Source organism: Angustibacter aerolatus (assembly GCF_054776675.1).
Window position 1 is genome coordinate 1 of record NZ_BAAHBM010000023.1, and the last position, 18,308, is coordinate 18,308.

The window sequence follows — 18,308 nt, forward strand, 5'->3', positions numbered from 1 at the left end:
CCGCCGTGAGCGCGCGCCACGGAGCCGCCGCGGGGCGACGGCTCACGCGACGTCCGTGAGGTCGGGCAGCACCGCGCTCGCGCCGGGGCCGGTGCCGTACTGCCCGGCCGACCCGCCCATCTGCTCGCGCAGCGCGTACACGACCGCCACCCGCCCCATCGGCGAGCCCACGTCGTCGACCGTCGAGACGGCCTTGCGCTCGTCGCCGTCGCCGCGCACGGTCGCGAGCAGCCCGCCCGCGTCGGCGCTCTCGACCGGACCGACGGCCACTGCACCGCTGCTCGCGCCGTCGAGCTGCGCGGCCACCGCCGACCACGCGCCGAGCGTCGCCGTCTTCTCGTCGTCGGTGCCGGTCAGGCTCGCGGCCGGGCCGGCCGCGACGACGGCGAGGGTGGACGGGAGCGGACCGTCGCCGTCGAACGTCACGAGCCCGGCGTCCTTCAGCCCCGCGAGCGCCTGTGCGGCGGCGGCGTTCGCGGTGTCGGCGTCGCTCACCTGCCCGACGACGAGCGCCCGGGCCAGCAGCTGCCCCATCCGCTGCTCGAGGTCGCCGTCGGACGCCGGCAGCCCCACCAGCGGGCCGAGGTTCGTCAGCAGCTGCTCGCGGAACGTGCGCTTGCTCGGGTCGGACCACGCCTTCTCGACCGTCACCTGGCCGTTCACCGTGGCCCCAGAGGCCTGCAGCGTCTTGGCCAGCGCGTCGACCTCGCCGCCGTCCACGCCGGGCAGCCGCACCACGACGACCGACCGGCCCCCGAGCCGAGACGCCACGAGCTGCGGGGTCACGGCGTCCGCGAACGCGTCGGAGGAGTCGACCTGCCGCTGAGCCTCGGTCAGCTGCGTGCGCAGGTCGGCCTTGTCCTTGCGCAGCGTGCTCACCTGGCTCTGCAGCGTCTTGCCGAGCTCCTGCTGCAGCGGCCCCGCCCCGAGCACGATACCCACCGCCAGCGCGAGGAAGATCGAGACGATGGACACCACGTGGTACCTGAAGTCGATCACCCGGGCACCACGCAGCCACGTCCGTCCGTCATGCCGCCACCGTACCGAGCGCCCCTGGGACGCCGTGCGCACCGCGCTGGCACCAGCCGCAGGCACAGGGACAGCAGCTTCGGCACGGCGGTATCCGAGATCCGAATGACCCGTTGACCGGCAGCCGGCGGGTCAGCGACGTTCCGTGCACCACGGACGCCTCTCGGACGGAGCACGATGCACCGACCTGCACCTGACACCGCGCCAGCCCATGGCGGCGCTCCCTCGCGCGCGGCCGCCGCCCGCCGCCGGCGCATCGTGGTGCGGGAGGCCGTGCACTTCCTGACGCTGGTGGTCTTGCTGGCGATCGGGGCCCGCGAGCGACCGACCGCCGCCGTCGGTCTGGGGCTGCTGCTCACGACCTACCGCCTGGCGTGGCTCGGGCGGGAGTGGCGACGCGCTGGCGCCACCTGAGGCGTCGGAGCGGCCTCAGGCCCGGACGTCGGGGACGCGGGCGACCTGGAACGTCGTGCGGCGGCGCAAGCGGAAGCCGAGCGACTCGTAGAGCCGGATCGCGTTCGTGTTGTCGCCGGCCGCGTGCAGGAAGGGCGTCTCGCCGCGCTCGCGGATGCCGTGCGCGACGGCGAGCACCAGCCGGGTGGCGAGGCCCTGGCCGCGGGCCGACTCGTCGGTGCAGACGGCGCTGATCTCGGTCCAGCCCGGCGGGTGCAGGCGCTCCCCCGCCATCGCGACGAGCCGGCCCTCGCGGCGGACGCCGAGGTAGGTGCCCATCTCGATGGTGCGCGGCAGGAACGGGCCGGGGCGGGTGCGCTCGACGAGCGCGAGCATCTCCGGGACGTCGGCGGCGGTCAGCCGCACGGCGTCCGGGTCGGGCGCCGCGGCCACCCCGTCGTCGACCAGCTGGACGCCGGCCACCCGGGCGACGACGTCCCAGCCGTCGGGCGGCGGTGCGTCCACGCCGGCCAGCGGCACCAGCGCGCCGGGGCCGGCGAGCGCGGCGACGTCGGCCCAGTCGTCGGGCTGCAGGTCGTCGGGCAGCGCGAGGAACGGCGACACGTCGACCGGGTAGCGCAGCACCCGACCGCGCCGCTCGGCGAAGTGCGCGTGCGGTCCGGTCAGGGCCGAGCGCGCGGGGTTCTCGAGCGGCTCGAACCGCGTGGGGGTCACCGACGTCACGGCTGCAGCCTGCGGTACGCGCTGCGGTGGAACACCAGCGGGTGCACGTCGTGGTCGGCGTCGAGGTCGTGCACCCGCAGCACCACGATGTCGTGGTCGCCCGCGCGGTGCTGCGCCTCGATGCTGCAGTCGAGCCACGCGCTCGCGCCGTCGAGCAGCACCGCGCCCTCGGGCGTCACCCGCCAGCCGAGGCCGGCGAACCGGTCGACCCCGCGGGCGGCGAGCCGCGCCCCGACGTGCTCCTGGTCGGCGCCGAGCACGCTGATGCCGAGTCGCTCGGCGCGGCGCAGCACCGGCCACGTGGTCGAGGTGTGCGCGACGCACACCGACACCAGCGCGGGCTCGAGCGACACCGACGTGAACGAGCTGGCGGCCAGGCCGACCGGCACGCCGTCGACCTCTGCCGCCACCGCGGTGACGCCGGTCGGGAACGCGCCCAGCACCCGCCGCAGGGCGGCCGGGTCGAGCACGTGCGCGGTACGTGTCACCGGCGTGCCCACTCGTCGGCGAGCAGCTCGTACGAGCGCACCCGGTCGGCGTGGTCGTGCGTGATCGTGGTGACGACCAGCTCGTCGGCGCCGGTGGCGTCGCGCAGCCGCTCGAGGTCGTCGGCCACCTGCGCTGGCGACCCCACGAACTGGGTGTCGACGCGGTCCTGCACCAGCGCCCGGTCGGCGTCGGTCCACCGGTGCCGGCGCGCCTCGTCCGGCGACGGGAACGGGATCGCGCCCTCGGCGGTGCGGATGCTGCGCACCCACACCCCGTAGCCCGTGGCGAGCTCGCGGGCAGCTGCCTCGTCCGGCGCGACGACGACGTCGGCCGAGACGCTGACGTGCGGCCGGTCGAGGTCCGCCGACGGGCGGAAGGCCGCGCGGTAGCCCTCGACGGCCTCGAGCACCGTCGCGGGGCTGACGTGGTAGTTCGCGGCGAACCGCAGGCCGCGATCGCCGGCGACCTCGGCGCTCTCGCCGGCGCTGCTGCCGAGGATCCACACCTGCAGGTCGGCGCCCTCCCCCGGCACGACGTGCGCCTCCTCGCCCGCGGCGTCCACGTAGGTGCCGGCCAGCAGCGCCAGCACGTCGTCGACCTGCTCGGTGTAGTCCTGCGACGTGGCCCCGGGCAGCGTGAGCAGCCTGCGCTGCAGGGCGAACCGCGGCGACGACAGCAGCGCGCCGGGCGAGAACCGCGGCGGGATCCGCAGCCCGTTGCCCGTGCGGCCGTCGACCACCTGCGACGACTCGGACGCCGGGCCGCCGACGAGCGCGGGCTGGCGCGGCGGCTTCGACGGCGGTCCGGTGCGGCCCAGGCCCAGGTCGAACCGGCCGGGGTGCGCGGCGTCCAGCAGCCCGAAGTCCTCGACCGTGGCGAGCGCGGTGCGGTGCCCCATCTGCAGCGCGCCCGACCCCAGTCGGATCGTCGACGTCGAGCCGGCGGTCAGCGCGAGGACGACGGCGGGCGAGGTGCCGGCGACGCCCGGGTTCAGGTGGTGCTCGGCGAACCAGTACCGCGCGTAGCCGAGCCGCTCGGCGCGCTGCGCGAGGTCGACGCTGTTGCGCAGCGCCTCGCCGGCGGTCGAGCCCGACGAGACGGGCACGAGGTCGAGCACGGTCAGCGGTGTGGTGGTCATGCGCGCGTCTCCTCCAGCTGGCGGGTCGGGAGCGGCGCGAGCCCGAGGTGCTCGCGCAGCGTCGTCCCCTCGTAGTCGGTGCGGAAGACACCGCGTTCCTGCAGCAGCGGCACCACCTGGTCGACGAACGGCACGAGGCCGTCGGGCGTCAGGTGCGGCACCAGGATGAAGCCGTCGCTCGCGTCGTCCTGCACCAGCTCGTCGATGGTGCGGGCGATCGTGGCGGCCGACCCGACGAACGACTGCCGGCCGGTCACCTCGACGACGACCTCGCGGGCGCTCAGGCCCTTCGCCTCGGCCAGCGCCCGCCACTCGTCCGCGGTCTCGACCGGGCTCTTGGCCAGCATGCGTGCGCTGGCCCTCCCCTGCGCCACCAGCTGCTCGCTCACCACCGGGTCGAACGAGGGCAGCGGACCGTCGACGTCGAAGCCCGGCAGCGCGGTGTTCCACAGCTGCTCGATGAACAGCACCGCGGTCTGCGGCGACACCTGCGCGAGCCGCACCTCACGGGCCAGCTCGGCAGCCTCCGCATCGGTGTCAGCGAGCGCGAACGTGGCCGCGGGCAGGATGAGCAGCTCGTCACGGGTGCGACCGAACCGCTCGAGCCGACCCTTGACGTCGGCGTAGAAGGCCTTCGCCGCAACGGGTTCGGTGTGCCGGGAGAAGATCGCGTCGGCGGACGACGCCGCGAAGTCGCGTCCCTCGTCGGAGTCGCCGGCCTGGAAGATCACCGGTCGTCCCTGCGGGCTGCGCGGCACGTCGAAGCGGCCCTCGACGTCGAAGAACCGGTCGTGGTGGCTGAACGAGCCGGCGCGCGGGTCGCTGAGGAACCGCCCGGAGTCGCGGTCGGCGAGCACCTCGTCGCCCTGCCACGAGTCCCACAGCTCGGTCGCGGTCTGCAGGAACGTGCGGGCCCGCTCGTACCGGTCGTCCTGCGCGAGGTACCCGCCGCGGCGGAAGTTCTCGCCGGTGAACGCGTCCCAGCTCGTGACCACGTTCCAGGCCGCCCGGCCGCCGGAGAGGTGGTCGAGGCTGGCGAACTGCCGCGCCACCTCGTACGGCTCGTTGAACGTCGAGTTGATCGTGCCGGTCAGCCCGATCCGCTCGGTGACGGCGGCCAGCGCGGCCAGGACGGTGAACGTGTCCGGCCGCCCGACGACATCGAGGTCGTGGATGCGGCCGTGCTGCTCGCGCAGCCGCAGCCCCTCCGCGAGGAACAGGAAGTCGAAGCGACCGCGCTCGGCGGTCTGCGCGAACCGGCGGAACGACTCGAACTCGATGTGGCTGCCCGCGGCCGGGTCGCTCCACACCGTCGTGTTGTTGACGCCGGGGAAGTGTGCCGCGAGGTGGATCTGCTTGCGCTGCCTGCTCACCGGAGGGCCTCTCGTGCGGAGTGGTCGAGTACGTCGCTCATGCGAGGGCGTAGCGGCTGGCCGGACGTGGCAGGCCGAGCAGCCCGCGCAACGTCGTGCCGGCCGCCGGGTAGGCGGTGCGGAACAGCCCCCGGCGCTGCAGCTCGGGCACCAGCGCGCGGGTGACCTGCTGCAGGTCGTGCGGCACCGTCGCCGGGCGCAGCCGGAACCCGGTCAGCCCGGCGGCGTGCCAGGCGGTCAGCAGGTCGGCCAGCTGGGCCGGCGTCCCCGCGAAGACCGTGGCGTCGCTGGTGAACTGTTCCCCCGCCACCAGGTCGAGCCGCTCGCGGCGCGCCCGGGCGGTCGCCTCCCGCTCGTCGAGGAGCACCACCAGGTCGCCGAAGACGTGCACGCGCTCGTCGGCGCGCCCGGCGGCCCGCTGCTGCGCGGCGACCTGCGCGACCAGGTCGGCGGCGTCCGCCTCGTCGCGCGGCGTCACGAAGCCGAGGTCGGCGGCGCGGCCCACGAGGCGGTACGGCACCTCCGCGTGCGCCAGCGCCGCCACCACGGGCTGCCCCTGCGGCGGCCGCGGCGTGATCGACGGCCCGCGCACCGAGAAGTGCTCGCCGACGAAGTCGATCGCGTGCAGCTTGTCGCGGTCGACGAAGCGGCCGGTGGCGACGTCGCGGATCTCGGCGTCGTCCTCCCAGCTGTCCCAGAGCCGGCGCAGCACCTCGACGTAGTCGGCGGCCTCGTCGAACAGCTCGCCGATCTGCCGCTGCCACGACGGGTCCGTCAGGTCGCGCGGGTCGCGGACCGCCGGCAGCTCGCGGCGACCGAAGTGCGCCGCCGTGTCCGGACGCGCGGCGACCTGCACGCGCACCCCGGCCCGGCCGGAGCTCACGTGGTCGAGGGTCGCGACCGCCTTGGACGCGTGGAACGGCTCGGTGTGCGTGACCACGACGGTCGGCACCAGGCCGACGTGCCGGGTCAGCGGCGCCACCCGCGCCGCGACCAGCAGCGCGTCGAGCCGGCCGCGCACCCGGTCGGTGCGCTCGTCCGGGCGGAACGGGTCGTCGGACTGCAGCTGCAGGCCGTCCTCGATGGTCACGAGGTCGAGCAGCCCGGCCTCGGCCTCGGTCACCAGGTCGGTCCAGTAGCCGGCGCTCAGCAGCTCGCGCGGTCGGGCGTCCGGCTCGCGCCAGGCGGCCGGGTGCCAGCCGGCGCCGTCGAGGGCGACGGCCAGGTGGATCGGGGGGTGTGCCACGGGTGCTCCGCTCGGGGTGGTGGTGGGCCGGTCAGGCGGTGACGGGGGCGACGTCCCACGCCGCGGCGGCGTCGGCCGCACCGAACGACGCGAAGTCGGTCGTCTCCCGGAACGCCGGCAGGGCGTACAGGTCGCGGGCGTACGCCCACAGGTGCTCGTGGTCGACCAGGGCCGGCGCACCGTCCGCCGGCCGGTACCGCACGAGCGTCACCCAGAGCCGGACGTCGGCGAGGGTGAGCCGGTCGCCGAGCAGGTAGCGCCCGCCGGCCAGCCGCGCGTCGAGGTCGGACAACGCGTGCTGCAGCGCCTCGCGGGCGGCCTCGGCGTCCGGGCCGGTGCCGGAGGCCGCACCGGCCCCGTGGTTCACCGCCGGGCCGATCCAGCCGTCGAGCGCGTCGACGTCGTCCGCCAGGTCGTCGGGCACGAGCTCGACCGCCCCCGGACCGGGCGCGAACTGCGTGGCCAGGTCGAGGTCGATGCCGCCGTAGTGGTTGCTCACCAGCCGGCCGCGCTCGCGGTCCCACAGGGCGGGCACCGAGACGTGGCCGGCGAAGCCCGGCTCGGTGGCCTCGTAGGCCTGGCGCAGCAGGCGGAACCCGTTCACCGGGTCGGCGCCGCGGGTCGCGCGGAACGCCCAGCCGCGGCCGTCGCGCTCGTCGTCGACGTACGACAGCGAGACGACGTCGTCGAGGCCGCGCAGCCGCCGGACGATCGTCGCGCGGTGCGACCAGGGGCAGAACAGCCCGCCGTACAGGTGGTAGCGGCCCGGCTCGGCGCGAAAGCCGCTCGAGCCGTCGGCGGTCACCCGGCCGGTGAACCGGATCAGCGGGTGCTCGTCGTCGACGTGCGGCAGCCGGTACCGGCCGAACGCCGCGGTGTCGACGGGCGAGGCGTGCGCGGGGACCTCGTGGGTCTCGGGGCTGGTCATGCGGTGCTCCCTTCCAGCGCCGGCGCGGGGTGCCCGCGGCGGCGGTCGAGCGCGAAGCGGTCGAGACCGGGGCGGCCCTCGACCAGGTCGGCGGCGAGCGCCCCGATCACGGAGCCGAACTTGAAGCCGTGGCCGGAGAACCCGGCCAGCACCGTCACCGGGCCGCGACGGTCGACGACGAAGTCGTGGTCGACCGTGGTCGTGTACAGGCAGGTGGTCGACGTCGGCCGCAGCGCGTCGACGCCGGGCAGCCACCGGGCGGCGTAGTCCTGCAGGCGGCGCTGCGCGACGACGTCCGTGCTGCGGTCGCGGTGCGACGGGTCGCTCACCACGGGGCCGACGCCGTGGAACCCGACCTTGATCCCGTCGACGCTGCCCAGGCCGTAGACGCCGTCGGACGTCGCGGGCAGCGCGCCGCCGCCGTGGTGGATGAAGCTCGGCCACCCCAGCGGCTGCGCGGCCGGGAAGTGCGCCGGCTGCTCCTGGGTGACCCGCAGCGACGGCACGTGGTCGAGCACGCCCGGCAGGCCGGCCAGCACCTGCGGCGCCCAGCCGCCGACGGCCGCCACCACGGCGTCCCCGTGCAGGGTCTCGTCGGCTGTCGACACCTCGACGCGGTCGTCGCCGCGCACCGCCACCCGCTCGACCCGGACGTCGTGACGCACCTGCGCACCCCGGCGCTCGGCCGGGCGCTGCAGCGCGGCCACGGAGTCGTCGGCGTGCAGGCGACCGGCGTCCGGGTGGAAGACCGCGGTGCCGTCGGCGCGCAGCCCCGGCCAGCGCTCGGTCACCTCGGCCGGGGCCAGCCGCTGCACCTCCCGCCCGGCCGCCGACAGGGCGCCGACGAGCGGCTCGGTCGCGGGTGCCGGCCCGTGGTCGAGCGCCCCGGTGAGGTCGAGCAGCTCGGCACCGGCCTCGTCCTCCAGCCGGCGCCACAGCGGCAGCGCCCGCACGGCGAGGTCGACGTAGAACGGGTCGGCGTACGCCAGCCGGAAGATGCGCGAGCTGCCGTGCGAGCTGCCCAGGTCGTGCCCCGGCCCGAACTGCTCGAGCAGCACCACGTCGTGACCGCGGCCGGCGAGGTGCCACGCGGCGGACGACCCCATCACTCCCCCACCGACCACGATCACCGCGCTCACCGACGTCCTCCTGAGGTGCTGTGTTGCATGCTGGTGAGTGTCACGAGCTGGTGACGGGCAGGCCGGGCGGGTTGACCTCGGACGATTTCACGGCCTCGGCCTCGAGGTGCCAGGCGGTCAGCCACTGCTGGTACTGACCGCCGTCGATCAGCGAGTTGATGGCGTCGGCGACCGGCTTCGCGAGCCCGGAGTCCTTCTTGCTCGTCGCGCAGATCAGGCCCTGCAACGACTGTCCTGCACCGGAGAACGTACCGGCCGCCTTCGTCGGGTTCGGCGTGCTGGCCGTCTGCGTCGCGTGGTAGACGATCGAGGGGTTCGGCGCGAAGTAGGCGTCGATCTTGCCCGAGGCGAGGGCGAGGTAGGTGGCGTTCTGGTCGGCGAAGTACTTCACCGTGAGCGTCTTGCCCTCCTGCTGCAGCTTGGTGCGCCACCCCAGCAGGATCTTCTCCTGGTTGGTCCCGGCGCCGACGGCGACGGTCCTGCCCGCCAGCACCTCGGGGTCGCCGGTGAAGGCGAACGAGCTGCTCTTCAGCACCTCGAACCCGAGGTTGTCCTGGCGGTAGCAGGCGAAGTCGTACTTCTCCTTGCGCTGCTCGGTGTCGGTGATGTTCGAGAACCCGAGGTCGGTGCGGCCGCTGTCGATGCCGACGAAGAGATTGTCCCACGTCGCGTTGTCCACCACCGGCTTCAGGCCGAGGACGCCGGCCACCAGGCGACCGAGGTCGGGCTCCGAGCCGGTGAGCGTCTTCTGGTCGGTGCCGACGAAGCCGAGCGGCGGGGCGCCGGACGGCAGCAACCCCAGGCCGATCACCAGCTCCCCCTTGTCCCGCACCGCAGCGGGCAGCTCGGCGCGGATGCTGTCGTCGCGGGTGACGGTCAGCTTCGTCTCCTGCGCCGAGCCGTTCGAGAGGGCTCCCACGGTGACGACGGACTGCGTGGCGTCCGACGCGTTCGCTGCCGGCTCGGCGTCCACGTCACCGGAGGCGTCGCCGCAGGCGGCCAGCACCCCGGCGATCACGAGCCCTGCGGCGAACAGGCCGGACGCTCGCGCGCGTCGGCGGGTGCGGGGGTGCTGCTGGGGCACGGTGCTCCTCGGGGTGTGCGGCTCGGCGGGGCGAGCCGGGGTGCGGGTGGGTCGCTGCGCGGTCACAGGACCCTGCTCAGGAACTCGCGGGTGCGAGGGTGCGTGGGGTGGTCGAGCACCTCGGCCGGGGTGCCCTGCTCGAGCACCCGGCCCTCATCGAGGAAGACGACCAGGTCGGCGACCTCGCGGGCGAAGCCGACCTCGTGGGTGACGACGATCATCGTGGTGCCGGTCGAGGCGAGGTCCTGCACGACGGCGAGCACCTCGCCGACCAGCTCCGGGTCGAGCGCGGACGTCGGCTCGTCGAAGAGCAGGACGCCGGGGCGCATGGCCAGCGCCCGGGCGATCGCCACGCGCTGCTGCTGCCCGCCGGACAGCTGCCGCGGGTACGCGGCCGCCTTCTCGGCCAGGCCGACGCGCTCGAGCAGCGCGCGCGCCTGCTCCTCGGCCTCGCGGCGGCTCGCCCGGCCGGTGGCGACCGGCGCCGACGCGACGTTGTCGAGCACGGTCAGGTTCGGGAACAGGTTGAACCCCTGGAACACGAAGCCGACCTTCGCGCGCTGCCGCAGGATCGTGCGCTCCGGCAGCGCCTTCAGCCGATCACCGTGCCGCCGCACGCCGATCAGCTCGCCGTTGACGCTGACGTGCCCGACGTCGAGCGGCTCGAGGTGGTTGATCGCCCGCAGCAGCGTGGACTTGCCCGAGCCCGACGGGCCGAGCACGACGGCGACCTGCCCCGGCTGCACGGTCAGGTGCACGCCGTCCAGCACCTTGTGCGCGCCGTACCACTTGTGCGCGTCGTGCACCTCGACGCCGGCCGCCTGCACCGGCTCGAGCGCGAGCGACGGGCTCGCGACCGCCTGCAGCGCCTCGATCCTCGTCACCACGACGCCCCCGTCCGGCGCGCACGCAGCGCGGCGGCGCCGAACCGCAGGCGCTGCAACGGTGTCGGAGGCAGCGTGCGCACCGCGCCGCGGGCGTAGGCGCGCTCCACGTGGTACTGGACGGTCGAGACGATGCTGGTGAGCACCACGTACCAGACGGTCGCGACGAGCAGCAGCGGCACGATGTCGCCGGGGTAGGTGCTGCCCATCGTCTCGACGGTGCCGAACAGGTCGAGCAGCGACACGTAGTAGACCAGCGACGTGCCCTTCACCAGGCCGATGAGCAGGTTCACGTAGCTCGGCACGATCGAGCGGAGTGCCTGCGGCAGCATGATCCTGCGGAACTGGTACCGCCTGGGCAGCCCCAGCGCGGACGCCGCCTCGTGCTGCCCCTGGTCGACCGAGAGGATGCCGGCACGGACGATCTCACCGGCGAAGGCCGCCTCGTTCAGGCTGATGCCGACCACCGCGATCGCCAGGTCGGTGGCCAGCCGCGACTCGGAGAACTCGAAGAACGCCGGGCCGAAGGGCACGCCGACGCTCAGCGTCTGGTAGAGGGCGCTGAAGTTGTAGAGGAACAACAGCAGCACGATGAGCGGGATCGACCGGAACAGCCAGGTGTAGGCCCAGCTCACGGCCTGCAGCACCGGGTTGCGCGACAGCCGCATGAGCGCCAGCACCACGCCACCGAGCAGCCCCAGCACCGCGCTCAGCGCGGCGACCTTCAGCGTGACGAGCAGGCCCTCGAGCACCACCGGCCGCAGGAACCAGTACCCGAAGCGGTCCCACTGGAAGAACGGGTTCACCACCAACCCGTGCACGACCTGGGCCACCACCACGAGCACCACGGCGGTGGCGATCCAGCGGCCGGGGCGGCGCAGCGGCACGACGCGCTGCGCCCTGCGCGGGACGGCGTGCAGCGGGGTGGGTGCCGTCTGGGACGACGCGGACGACGGCGGGGACGGCGGGGACGGCGGGGACGGCGGGCGGGCGGGCGGTGTCGCCGTCCGCACGTCGGTGTGGTCTGACACGGGCTCTCCGGTGGACGAAGGCACGACGCGGCGCGGCGGCGACACGGGACACGTGTCGTCGCACGCCGGTCGGCGGGCGAGGTGGGGCGCGGCTCGTCAGGGACGGCGCGCGCAGGTACCCGGCCGGGCGACGGCGCGCGGCGGGTCAGGAGGGCTGGCGGTGGTGCGGGCGGTCAGGCGTGACAGAGCGCGCTGCACGTGCGCGCGAGATCGACGTGACGTCGCGCGCTCAGCGCGAGCGCATCGAGGACAACCCAGCGGGTCGACACCTGTGAACCACCTGTTCCCCCCGGAGGGGCTTCGCGCTTACCGGACGATCCCGGTCTGGTCGTCACCTGGAGCACCCCACCGCGGAGCGAGGGTTGCTGGTCAGCAAGCCAGGGCCTGTTGCTGACGCTCTTGACCGTGCGACGCCGACGGTACGCACTCGAACGGCGTCGTGTCAATGTCGATCGACCGACTCGACTTTGCGGGCGCGGCCGGGCGCGACGTCCGGAGCCCGGTCTGGTCGGATGGACGCCGTGAGCGGTGCACCGGACGGCGCGTGGCAGCGGGCGGCGCGCCAGTTCGTGCACGTGCGGCCCGCGCCCGGGGCGCACCGGGCCGCGCTGCGGGCCGGCGTCAGCGTCGGCGTGCCGCTGCTGCTGGTCGTCGCCCTCGGGCGGCCGCACCTGTCGGCGTACGCCGCGTTCGGGGCGTTCACCTCGCTGTACGGCCGCAACCACGTCGGGCTGCCCCGCGTCACCATGCAGCTCAGCGCGGCCGCGGCGCTGCTTGCCTCGCTCGTGGCCGGCGTCCTGGTGGGTGCGACGGGGTCGCACTGGCTCGCCGTCGGCGTGGCGACCGTGCTGGTGCTGGCGGGCAGCGCGCTCGCCTCGGCGCAGGACTGGCACCCGCCCGGACCGCTGTTCCTGGTGTTCGCGTTCGGCGCGACGAGCTCGGTGCCGCACGCGACGTCCGACGTGGGGGTCGCCGCGCTGGTCGCGACCGCCAGCGCCGCCTTCGCGCTGGTGGTGGGCAACGCGGGTGCGGTGCTGCGGCGCGACCTGGCGGCCTTCCGGCGGGCCGGGCCGCGCGAGCGGCCGCGCCAGGTGGCCTGGGGCGACGTGCTGCTCTACGGCACCGCCGTGCTGCTCGCCGGTGCGGCGGCGACGCTCACCGGCCTCGGGCACCCGTACTGGGCGAGCGTCGCCGCGGTGGCGCCGCTCATGGGGCTCGGGGCCACGAACCGGCTGGTGCGGGCGGCGCACCGCGTGGTCGGCACGCTGCTCGGGCTGCTCACGAGCGCCCTGCTGCTCGCACCGCACCCGAGCCCCGTCGCCGCCGTGCTCGTCGTGGCGGTGCTGCAGGTGGCGGCCGAGCTGCTCATCGGGCGCAACTACGGCCTGGCGCTGCTCGTGATCACCCCCATGGCGCTGCTGCTGGGCCAGGTGGCGGTGCAGCGCCCGGTCGGCGAGCTGCTGCTCGAACGAGGCGTGCAGACGGTGCTCGGCGCCGTGGTCGCAGCCGTGGTGGTGCTGGTGGCCCGGCGGGTGCGGCCGGCCGGGGGACGCGGCTAGAAGAGGCCGCGCACCCACGACACGAGGTCGTCCAGCCGGGCGCCGAACAGCCCGAGCACCGCCTGACCGGACGGCGTGGCGTAGAGCGCGACGAAGAGCGCGAGCAGGCCGCACACGATGAGCGCCGCGACCTGCCACGACGAGACGCGCGTGCGGTAGAGCCGGCTGACGCCCTTCGCGTCGACGAGCTTGCCGCCGATGCGCAGCCGGGTCAGGAAGGTGCTGGCCATGCCGGCCCGGCCCTTGTCGAGGAACTCCACGAGCGTCGCGTGCGTGCCGACGGCCACGATGAGCTCGGCGCCCTTGTCGTCGGCCAGCAGCATCGCGACGTCCTCGCTGGTGCCGGTGGCTGGGAACACGACCGGCTCGATGCCGAGCCGCCGCACCCGCTCCAGGCCCGGCGCCCGGCCGTCGCGGTAGGCGTGCACCACGATCTCGGCGCCGCACGCGAGCGCCCGGTCGGACACCGAGTCCATGTCGCCCACGACCATGTCGAGGTGCAGGCCGGCCTCGAGCACGGCGTCCGCTCCCCCGTCGACGCCGATGATCACCGGCTTGTACTCGCGCACGTAGGTGCGCAGCGTGTGCAGGTCCTCGCGGTAGTGGTACCCGCGGACCACCACGAGCACCTGGCGGCCGTCCATCCGCGTGACGACGTCGGGCACGCCGACGCCGTCGAGCAGCAGCTCGCGCTCGCGGCGCAGGTAGTCCATGGTGTTCGCCGCGAACGCCTCCAGCTGCGTCGACAGCCCCGCCCGCGCTTCTTCCATCGCCACCGCGACCGTCGCGTCGGTCTGCCGCGTGCCCTCCGCCACCTGCTCCTCGAGGTCGTCACCCAGGTAGACGCGGCCCTCGTCGACCCGCACCCGCTCGCCCTCGGCAACCCGCACCATCACGTCGCGCCCCACGCCGTCGACCAGCGGCACTCCTGCGGCGAGCAGGATCCCCGGCCCGAGGTTCGGGTACCGGCCGCTCGTGCTCGGTGCGGCGTTCACCACGGCTCCCGGCCGCTTCGCCACCAGCGCCTCGGCCGCCACCGTGTCGATGTCGAGGTGGTCGATCACGGCCACGTCGCCGGGCTGCAGCCGCTTCGTGAGGTCCTTCGTGCGCGCGTCGACCCGCGCGGTGCCGACGACCCCCGCCACGTCGGGACGCGCCGCGCGGCGTCGGAGCAGGGACAGGCGCATCGCCGTCCATCGTGCCACGCCCGCACGCACCCGTCCGGCAGCCGCGCGGAGCCCGGCTCCGCCGGTGCGGCCTTCCACCCGTCGCCCCCTGGGGGCGACCGCCGCCGACGTCCCGGCGGGCTCGGTCTCCCCGACGCGGCGACGGCCGCCACGTGGTCGGTCAGCGTGTGGTGGCGAGGGCGGCGACGTGCGAGCGGGCGCCGTCGAGCAGCTCCTGCGCGTGCGCCCGGGCCGAGCCGGAGTCCTCCGCCCCGGCGAGCATGCGGGCGAGCTCGCGCACCCGCTCGTCGCCCTCGAGACGGGTCACGTCGCTCTCGGTCACGGTGCCGTCGTCGGCCTTCACCACGTGCAGGTGCCGGTCGGCGTACGCGGCGACCTGGGGCAGGTGCGTCACGACGACGACCTGCGAGGTGCGGGCGAGGGCGGCCAGCCGGCGTCCGATCTCGACCGCCGCACGACCACCGACCCCCGCGTCGACCTCGTCGAACACGAACGTGGGCACCGGGTCGGCGCCGGCCAGCACCACCTCGAGCCCGAGCATCACGCGGGACAGCTCGCCGCCCGAGGCGCCGCGGGCGACCGGCCGCAGCGGGGCACCGGCGTGCGGGGCCAGCTGCAGCTCGACGTCGTCGGCGCCGTGTGCGGCGACGGCGACGCGTCGCGACCCCCCGGGCAGGTCGAGCTCGAGCGCCTCGTCGTCGTCGCGGTCGGTCTGCGTCACCACGACCTCGAGCCGGGCGTGCGGCATGGCCAGCTGGGCGAGCTCGTCGGCGACGAGGGTGCCGAGCCGGCCGGCGGCCTCCGTGCGCGAGCGGGTCAGGGCGGCGGCCGCGGTCGCCAGCTCCGTACGGCACCGCGCCTCCTCGGCGCGCAGCTGCTCGACCAGCCCCTCGTCGTCGTCGAGCTCGAGCAGCCGGGCGGACGCCCGCTGCCCCCACGCCAGCACGGCGTCGACGTCCTCGCCGTAGACCCGCGTCAACGCGGCGAGCTCGGCGCGACGGTCCTGCACGGCCGCCAGCCGGGCGGGGTCGGTGTCGAGCGCAGCACCGTACGACGACAGGTCCTGCGCGAGGTCGGCCAGCAGGTACCCGATCTCGCCGAGCCGGTCGTCGATCGCGGCCAGCTCGGCGTCGTGCTGGCGCACCGCGTCGAGCGCCCGGCGGGCGTGCCCGACGAGCTGCTGCGCGTCCGTGGCGTCGAGGCCGCCGGCGTCGAGGCCGTCGGCGACCAGCGCCCCGTGCGCCTGCTCGGCGGCGGCTCGCAGCGCGTCGCCGTGGGCCAGCCGCCCCTCCTCGTCGCGCAGCGCGTGGTCCTCACCCGGCTGGGGGTCGACGGCCTCGAGCTGCTGCAGGCCGTGCCGCAGCACCTCGGCCTCCTGTGCGCGCTCCTGACGTCGGCCGACGACCTCCGTCAGGCGGGCGCGCACCTCCTGCAGCGCCGCGTGCGCGGACGCCACCGCGGTGAGCAGCCCGTCGTGCCCGGCGAAGCGGTCGAGCGCGGCGCGCTGGCGGGCAGGCTGCAGCAGCCGCAGCTGGTCGGACTGACCGTGCACCGTCACCAGCTCACCGGACAGCTGCCCGAGCGTGCCGACGGGCACGGCGCGGCCGCCGACGTGCGCCCGGGACCGGCCGGACTGCGCGACCGAGCGGGCGAGCAGCAGCACGTCGTCGTCGAGCACGCCCCCGGCCTCCTCGGCCGCGAGCGCCACCGGCCCGGTCGGGTCGACCACGACGCGACCCTCGACCACCGCGGCCGACGCGCCGGTGCGCACCACCCCGGCGTCGGCTCGGGCACCGAGGAGCAGACCGAGCGCCGTGACCACCATCGTCTTGCCCGCACCGGTCTCGCCGGTCAGCACCGTCAGGCCGGGGTCGAGCTCGAGCACGGCGTCGCCGATGACGCCCAGCCCGCGGATCCGCATCTCCTCCAGCACGTCCGTCAGCCTAGGCGGTGGGTGCGACGACGGGCGGACGTCGTGCACAGGCTCCGGGGTCAGCCGCGGGTGGGGCCGCCGCGCCAGCCCTGCACCGGCAGGCGGAACTTGCCGACCAGCCGGTCGGTGAACGGGCTGCGGCTGAGCCGGGCCAGCCGCACGGGCCGCTCGCCGCGCACGGCCTCGATCCGCGACCCGGGCTTGAGCTCGTAGCGCCGGCGGCCGTCGCACCACAGCACGCCGTCGCCCTCGGTGTCGGCGAGCACCTCGACCGCGAGCCGCGAGCGGGGGTCGACGACGAGCGGCCTCGAGAACAGGGCGTGTGCGGAGATCGGGACCATGAGCAGCGCCTCGACCTCGGGCCACACGACCGGGCCGCCGGCCGAGAACGCGTAGGCCGTCGAGCCGGTGGGGGTCGCCATGACGACGCCGTCCGCACCGACGGTCGACAGCGGCCGGTCGTCGACCTCGATGACCAGCTCGAGCATGCGCTCCCGGGCGGCCTTCTCGACGGTCGCCTCGTTCAGCGCCCAGCACCGGTGCTGCACGACGCCGCCGGCGCGCACCGTGATGTCGAGGGTCATCCGCTCCTCGACCTCGTAGTCGGCGGCCACCACGCGGGCGGCCGTGGACGCGATGGCGTCCCGCTCGCTCTCGGCGAGGAACCCGACGTGCCCGAGGTTGACCCCCAGCACCGGCACCTCGCTGTCGCGCACCATCTCGGCGCCGCGCAGGATCGTGCCGTCGCCGCCGAGCACGACCGCGAGCTCGGCGCCGCGCGCCGGGTCGTCGGGGTCGGCCGTGACCACACCCGCTCCGGCCCGCGGCGCGGACTCCTCGGCGAGCACGGCCACCTCGAGCCCGGCGGCCAGCAGCCGCTCGAGCATCTCGTCGGCGGCGGCCACCGCCTCCGGACGCCCGAGGTGGGTGACGAGCAGCACGCGACGGCTCATGCGGGGCCTCTCTCGACGGCGGCGGCGACGACGCCGGGCAGGTCGTCGGCATCCACGCTGCCAGTCGGCTCACCGCTGCCGTCGGGCAGGGTCAACCACAGGAAGTACTCGACGTTGCCGCTCGGTCCCGGCCAGCGACTGGCGTGCACGGCGCGCACCACCAGCCCGAGGTCGTGCGCGGCGGTCGCCACCCCGAGCACCGCCTCGGCCCGCAGCGCCGGGTCGCGGACGACGCCACCGCTGCCGAGGCGCTTGCGCCCGACCTCGAACTGCGGCTTCACCATCGGGAGCAGGTCGGCGCCCGGCCGCACGAGCGCGAGCAGGTCGGGCAGCACGAGACCGGTCGAGATGAACGACAGGTCGGCCACGAGCAGGTCGGCCGGGCCGCCGACGTCGGCCGCGAGGAGGCCTCGGACGCTGGTGCCCGGACGGTCGTCGACGCGCGGGTCGGCACGCAGCGGTGGCGCCAGCTGGTCGTGCCCCACGTCGACGGCGACGACCTCGCGAGCGCCGCGCTCGAGCAGCACCTGCGTGAACCCACCCGTGCTCGCGCCGGCGTCGAGGCACCGGCGTCCCGCGACGACCGGGCCACCACCGGGCACGGCGCCGAGGTCGTCCAGGAACCCGCGCAGCTTCAGGGCACCGCGCCCCACGACGTCCGGTTCGGCACCGGCGTCGACCGTGATGTCCGCCGCCGAGGACACGGTCTGCGAGGCCTTCGTCGCCGCTGATCCGGCGACCCGCACCCGTCCGGCGCGCACCAGCTCACCCGCCTGCCCGCGGGCTCGCGCGAGCCCGCGACGCACCAGCTCGACGTCGAGGCGCACGTGGACGGCGTCGCCCGCCTGCGGATCGCTCACCCGTCGAGGTCGGCGAGCCGGTCCTGCAACGTCCGGTGGACCGTCGCGTACCGCTCGACCTGCTCGGACAGGGGCGCGGACCGCACCTCGGACAGCGCCTCCAGGGCCTCGTCGACCCGACGGTCGCCGGTCTGCGGCAGCGCCGGACCCTGCACACCCTCGGCCGTTCTGGCCCCACCGTCGTCACCGGACGTCGCGGGTGCCGCCGGACCGTTGCCGTCCGCCTCGACGACCACCGCAGCGCCGGACCGCTCGCCTGCCGGGGCGACCTCCGGCGACTCGGTGTCGCCCGTCGGACGGGACGACGCACCGTGGTCGGGCAGGCCGGCCCCGGGCGG

General features: G+C 75.3%; 18 protein-coding genes and 1 riboswitch. Of the genes, 2 read left to right on the plus strand and 16 right to left on the minus strand.

What is annotated here, in order from left to right; all coding sequences use genetic code 11:
- Window positions 1-42 precede the first annotated feature (42 nt).
- Window positions 43-999, minus strand: coding sequence for a copper transporter (locus tag ACYVI6_RS07735; RefSeq protein ID WP_460445819.1), 957 nt, complete (start codon window positions 997-999; stop codon window positions 43-45).
- A gap of 303 nt (window positions 1,000-1,302) precedes the next feature.
- On the opposite strand from ACYVI6_RS07735, the gene ACYVI6_RS07740 reads away from it, so the two are divergent.
- On the plus strand, window positions 1,303-1,443 hold the full coding sequence (locus ACYVI6_RS07740; RefSeq protein WP_460445820.1) for a hypothetical protein: 141 nt from the start codon (window positions 1,303-1,305) through the stop codon (window positions 1,441-1,443).
- A gap of 15 nt (window positions 1,444-1,458) precedes the next feature.
- Here ACYVI6_RS07740 and ACYVI6_RS07745 read toward each other — a convergent pair whose 3' ends face one another.
- The 10 genes from ACYVI6_RS07745 to ACYVI6_RS07790 form a co-directional block, all read right to left on the minus strand.
- Window positions 1,459-2,166: a GNAT family N-acetyltransferase gene (locus ACYVI6_RS07745; protein ID WP_460445821.1), complete on the minus strand. Its 708-nt coding sequence runs from the start codon at window positions 2,164-2,166 to the stop codon at window positions 1,459-1,461.
- Window positions 2,163-2,654 (minus strand): flavin reductase family protein, encoded by a 492-nt coding sequence (locus ACYVI6_RS07750; protein ID WP_460445822.1) that lies wholly within the window; start codon window positions 2,652-2,654, stop codon window positions 2,163-2,165. Before ACYVI6_RS07750 ends, ACYVI6_RS07745 begins: the two co-directional genes overlap by 4 nt.
- On the minus strand, window positions 2,651-3,793 hold the full coding sequence (locus ACYVI6_RS07755; protein ID WP_460445823.1) for an LLM class flavin-dependent oxidoreductase: 1,143 nt from the start codon (window positions 3,791-3,793) through the stop codon (window positions 2,651-2,653). Before ACYVI6_RS07755 ends, ACYVI6_RS07750 begins: the two co-directional genes overlap by 4 nt.
- Window positions 3,790-5,166 (minus strand): NtaA/DmoA family FMN-dependent monooxygenase, encoded by a 1,377-nt coding sequence (locus ACYVI6_RS07760; RefSeq protein ID WP_460445824.1) that lies wholly within the window; start codon window positions 5,164-5,166, stop codon window positions 3,790-3,792. The genes ACYVI6_RS07755 and ACYVI6_RS07760 overlap by 4 nt, the downstream gene beginning before the upstream one ends.
- Before the next feature lie 37 nt (window positions 5,167-5,203).
- Entirely contained in the window at window positions 5,204-6,412 is a 1,209-nt protein-coding gene (locus tag ACYVI6_RS07765) for an LLM class flavin-dependent oxidoreductase (protein ID WP_460445825.1), read from the minus strand.
- Between the two features lie 31 nt (window positions 6,413-6,443).
- Complete coding sequence (locus tag ACYVI6_RS07770) at window positions 6,444-7,340, minus strand: glutathione S-transferase C-terminal domain-containing protein (RefSeq protein ID WP_284287361.1); 897 nt, start codon at window positions 7,338-7,340, stop codon at window positions 6,444-6,446.
- Window positions 7,337-8,479 (minus strand): FAD-dependent oxidoreductase, encoded by a 1,143-nt coding sequence (locus ACYVI6_RS07775; protein ID WP_460445826.1) that lies wholly within the window; start codon window positions 8,477-8,479, stop codon window positions 7,337-7,339. Before ACYVI6_RS07775 ends, ACYVI6_RS07770 begins: the two co-directional genes overlap by 4 nt.
- Window positions 8,480-8,519: 40 nt before the next feature.
- The gene (locus ACYVI6_RS07780) at window positions 8,520-9,563 is read right to left on the minus strand and encodes a transporter substrate-binding domain-containing protein (RefSeq protein ID WP_460445827.1); all 1,044 of its coding nucleotides are present in this window, start codon (window positions 9,561-9,563) and stop codon (window positions 8,520-8,522) included.
- Window positions 9,564-9,625: 62 nt separating this feature from the next.
- Complete coding sequence (locus ACYVI6_RS07785; protein WP_460445847.1) at window positions 9,626-10,390, minus strand: amino acid ABC transporter ATP-binding protein; 765 nt, start codon at window positions 10,388-10,390, stop codon at window positions 9,626-9,628.
- A 53-nt stretch (window positions 10,391-10,443) separates the two neighbouring features.
- Window positions 10,444-11,367, minus strand: coding sequence for an amino acid ABC transporter permease (locus ACYVI6_RS07790; RefSeq protein WP_460445848.1), 924 nt, complete (start codon window positions 11,365-11,367; stop codon window positions 10,444-10,446).
- 408 nt (window positions 11,368-11,775) lie between these two features.
- A riboswitch (SAM riboswitch) is annotated at window positions 11,776-11,883 on the minus strand.
- Between the two features lie 116 nt (window positions 11,884-11,999).
- On the opposite strand from ACYVI6_RS07790, the gene ACYVI6_RS07795 reads away from it, so the two are divergent.
- The gene (locus ACYVI6_RS07795) at window positions 12,000-13,037 is read left to right on the plus strand and encodes an FUSC family protein (RefSeq protein WP_460445828.1); all 1,038 of its coding nucleotides are present in this window, start codon (window positions 12,000-12,002) and stop codon (window positions 13,035-13,037) included.
- On the opposite strand, the gene steA is transcribed toward ACYVI6_RS07795, so the two are convergent.
- The 5 genes from steA to ACYVI6_RS07820 form a co-directional block, all read right to left on the minus strand.
- Window positions 13,034-14,224 (minus strand): putative cytokinetic ring protein SteA, encoded by a 1,191-nt coding sequence (gene steA / locus ACYVI6_RS07800; RefSeq protein WP_460445829.1) that lies wholly within the window; start codon window positions 14,222-14,224, stop codon window positions 13,034-13,036. The two genes, ACYVI6_RS07795 and steA, sit on opposite strands and share 4 nt — an antisense overlap.
- A gap of 160 nt (window positions 14,225-14,384) precedes the next feature.
- Window positions 14,385-16,145 carry a DNA repair protein RecN gene (gene recN / locus ACYVI6_RS07805; RefSeq protein WP_460445849.1) on the minus strand — a complete coding sequence of 587 codons (1,761 nt, stop codon included), beginning with the start codon at window positions 16,143-16,145 and terminating at the stop codon, window positions 14,385-14,387.
- 71 nt (window positions 16,146-16,216) lie between these two features.
- On the minus strand, window positions 16,217-17,110 hold the full coding sequence (locus tag ACYVI6_RS07810; protein WP_460445830.1) for an NAD kinase: 894 nt from the start codon (window positions 17,108-17,110) through the stop codon (window positions 16,217-16,219).
- Complete coding sequence (locus ACYVI6_RS07815; protein WP_460445831.1) at window positions 17,107-17,970, minus strand: TlyA family RNA methyltransferase; 864 nt, start codon at window positions 17,968-17,970, stop codon at window positions 17,107-17,109. The genes ACYVI6_RS07810 and ACYVI6_RS07815 overlap by 4 nt, the downstream gene beginning before the upstream one ends.
- Window positions 17,967-18,206, minus strand: a complete 240-nt coding sequence (locus ACYVI6_RS07820; protein WP_460445832.1) for a hypothetical protein — start codon at window positions 18,204-18,206, stop codon at window positions 17,967-17,969. Before ACYVI6_RS07820 ends, ACYVI6_RS07815 begins: the two co-directional genes overlap by 4 nt.
- Window positions 18,207-18,308: the final 102 nt, after the last annotated feature.

Coding starts and splice junctions, on each gene's coding strand:
- ACYVI6_RS07755 (WP_460445823.1), bottom strand. CDS start 3,793: ATGACCACCACACCGCTGACCGTGCTCGACCTCGTGCCCGTCTCGTCG.
- ACYVI6_RS07770 (WP_284287361.1), bottom strand. CDS start 7,340: ATGACCAGCCCCGAGACCCACGAGGTCCCCGCGCACGCCTCGCCCGTC.
- steA (WP_460445829.1), bottom strand. CDS start 14,224: ATGCGCCTGTCCCTGCTCCGACGCCGCGCGGCGCGTCCCGACGTGGCG.
- recN (WP_460445849.1), bottom strand. CDS start 16,145: ATGCGGATCCGCGGGCTGGGCGTCATCGGCGACGCCGTGCTCGAGCTC.
- ACYVI6_RS07810 (WP_460445830.1), bottom strand. CDS start 17,110: ATGAGCCGTCGCGTGCTGCTCGTCACCCACCTCGGGCGTCCGGAGGCG.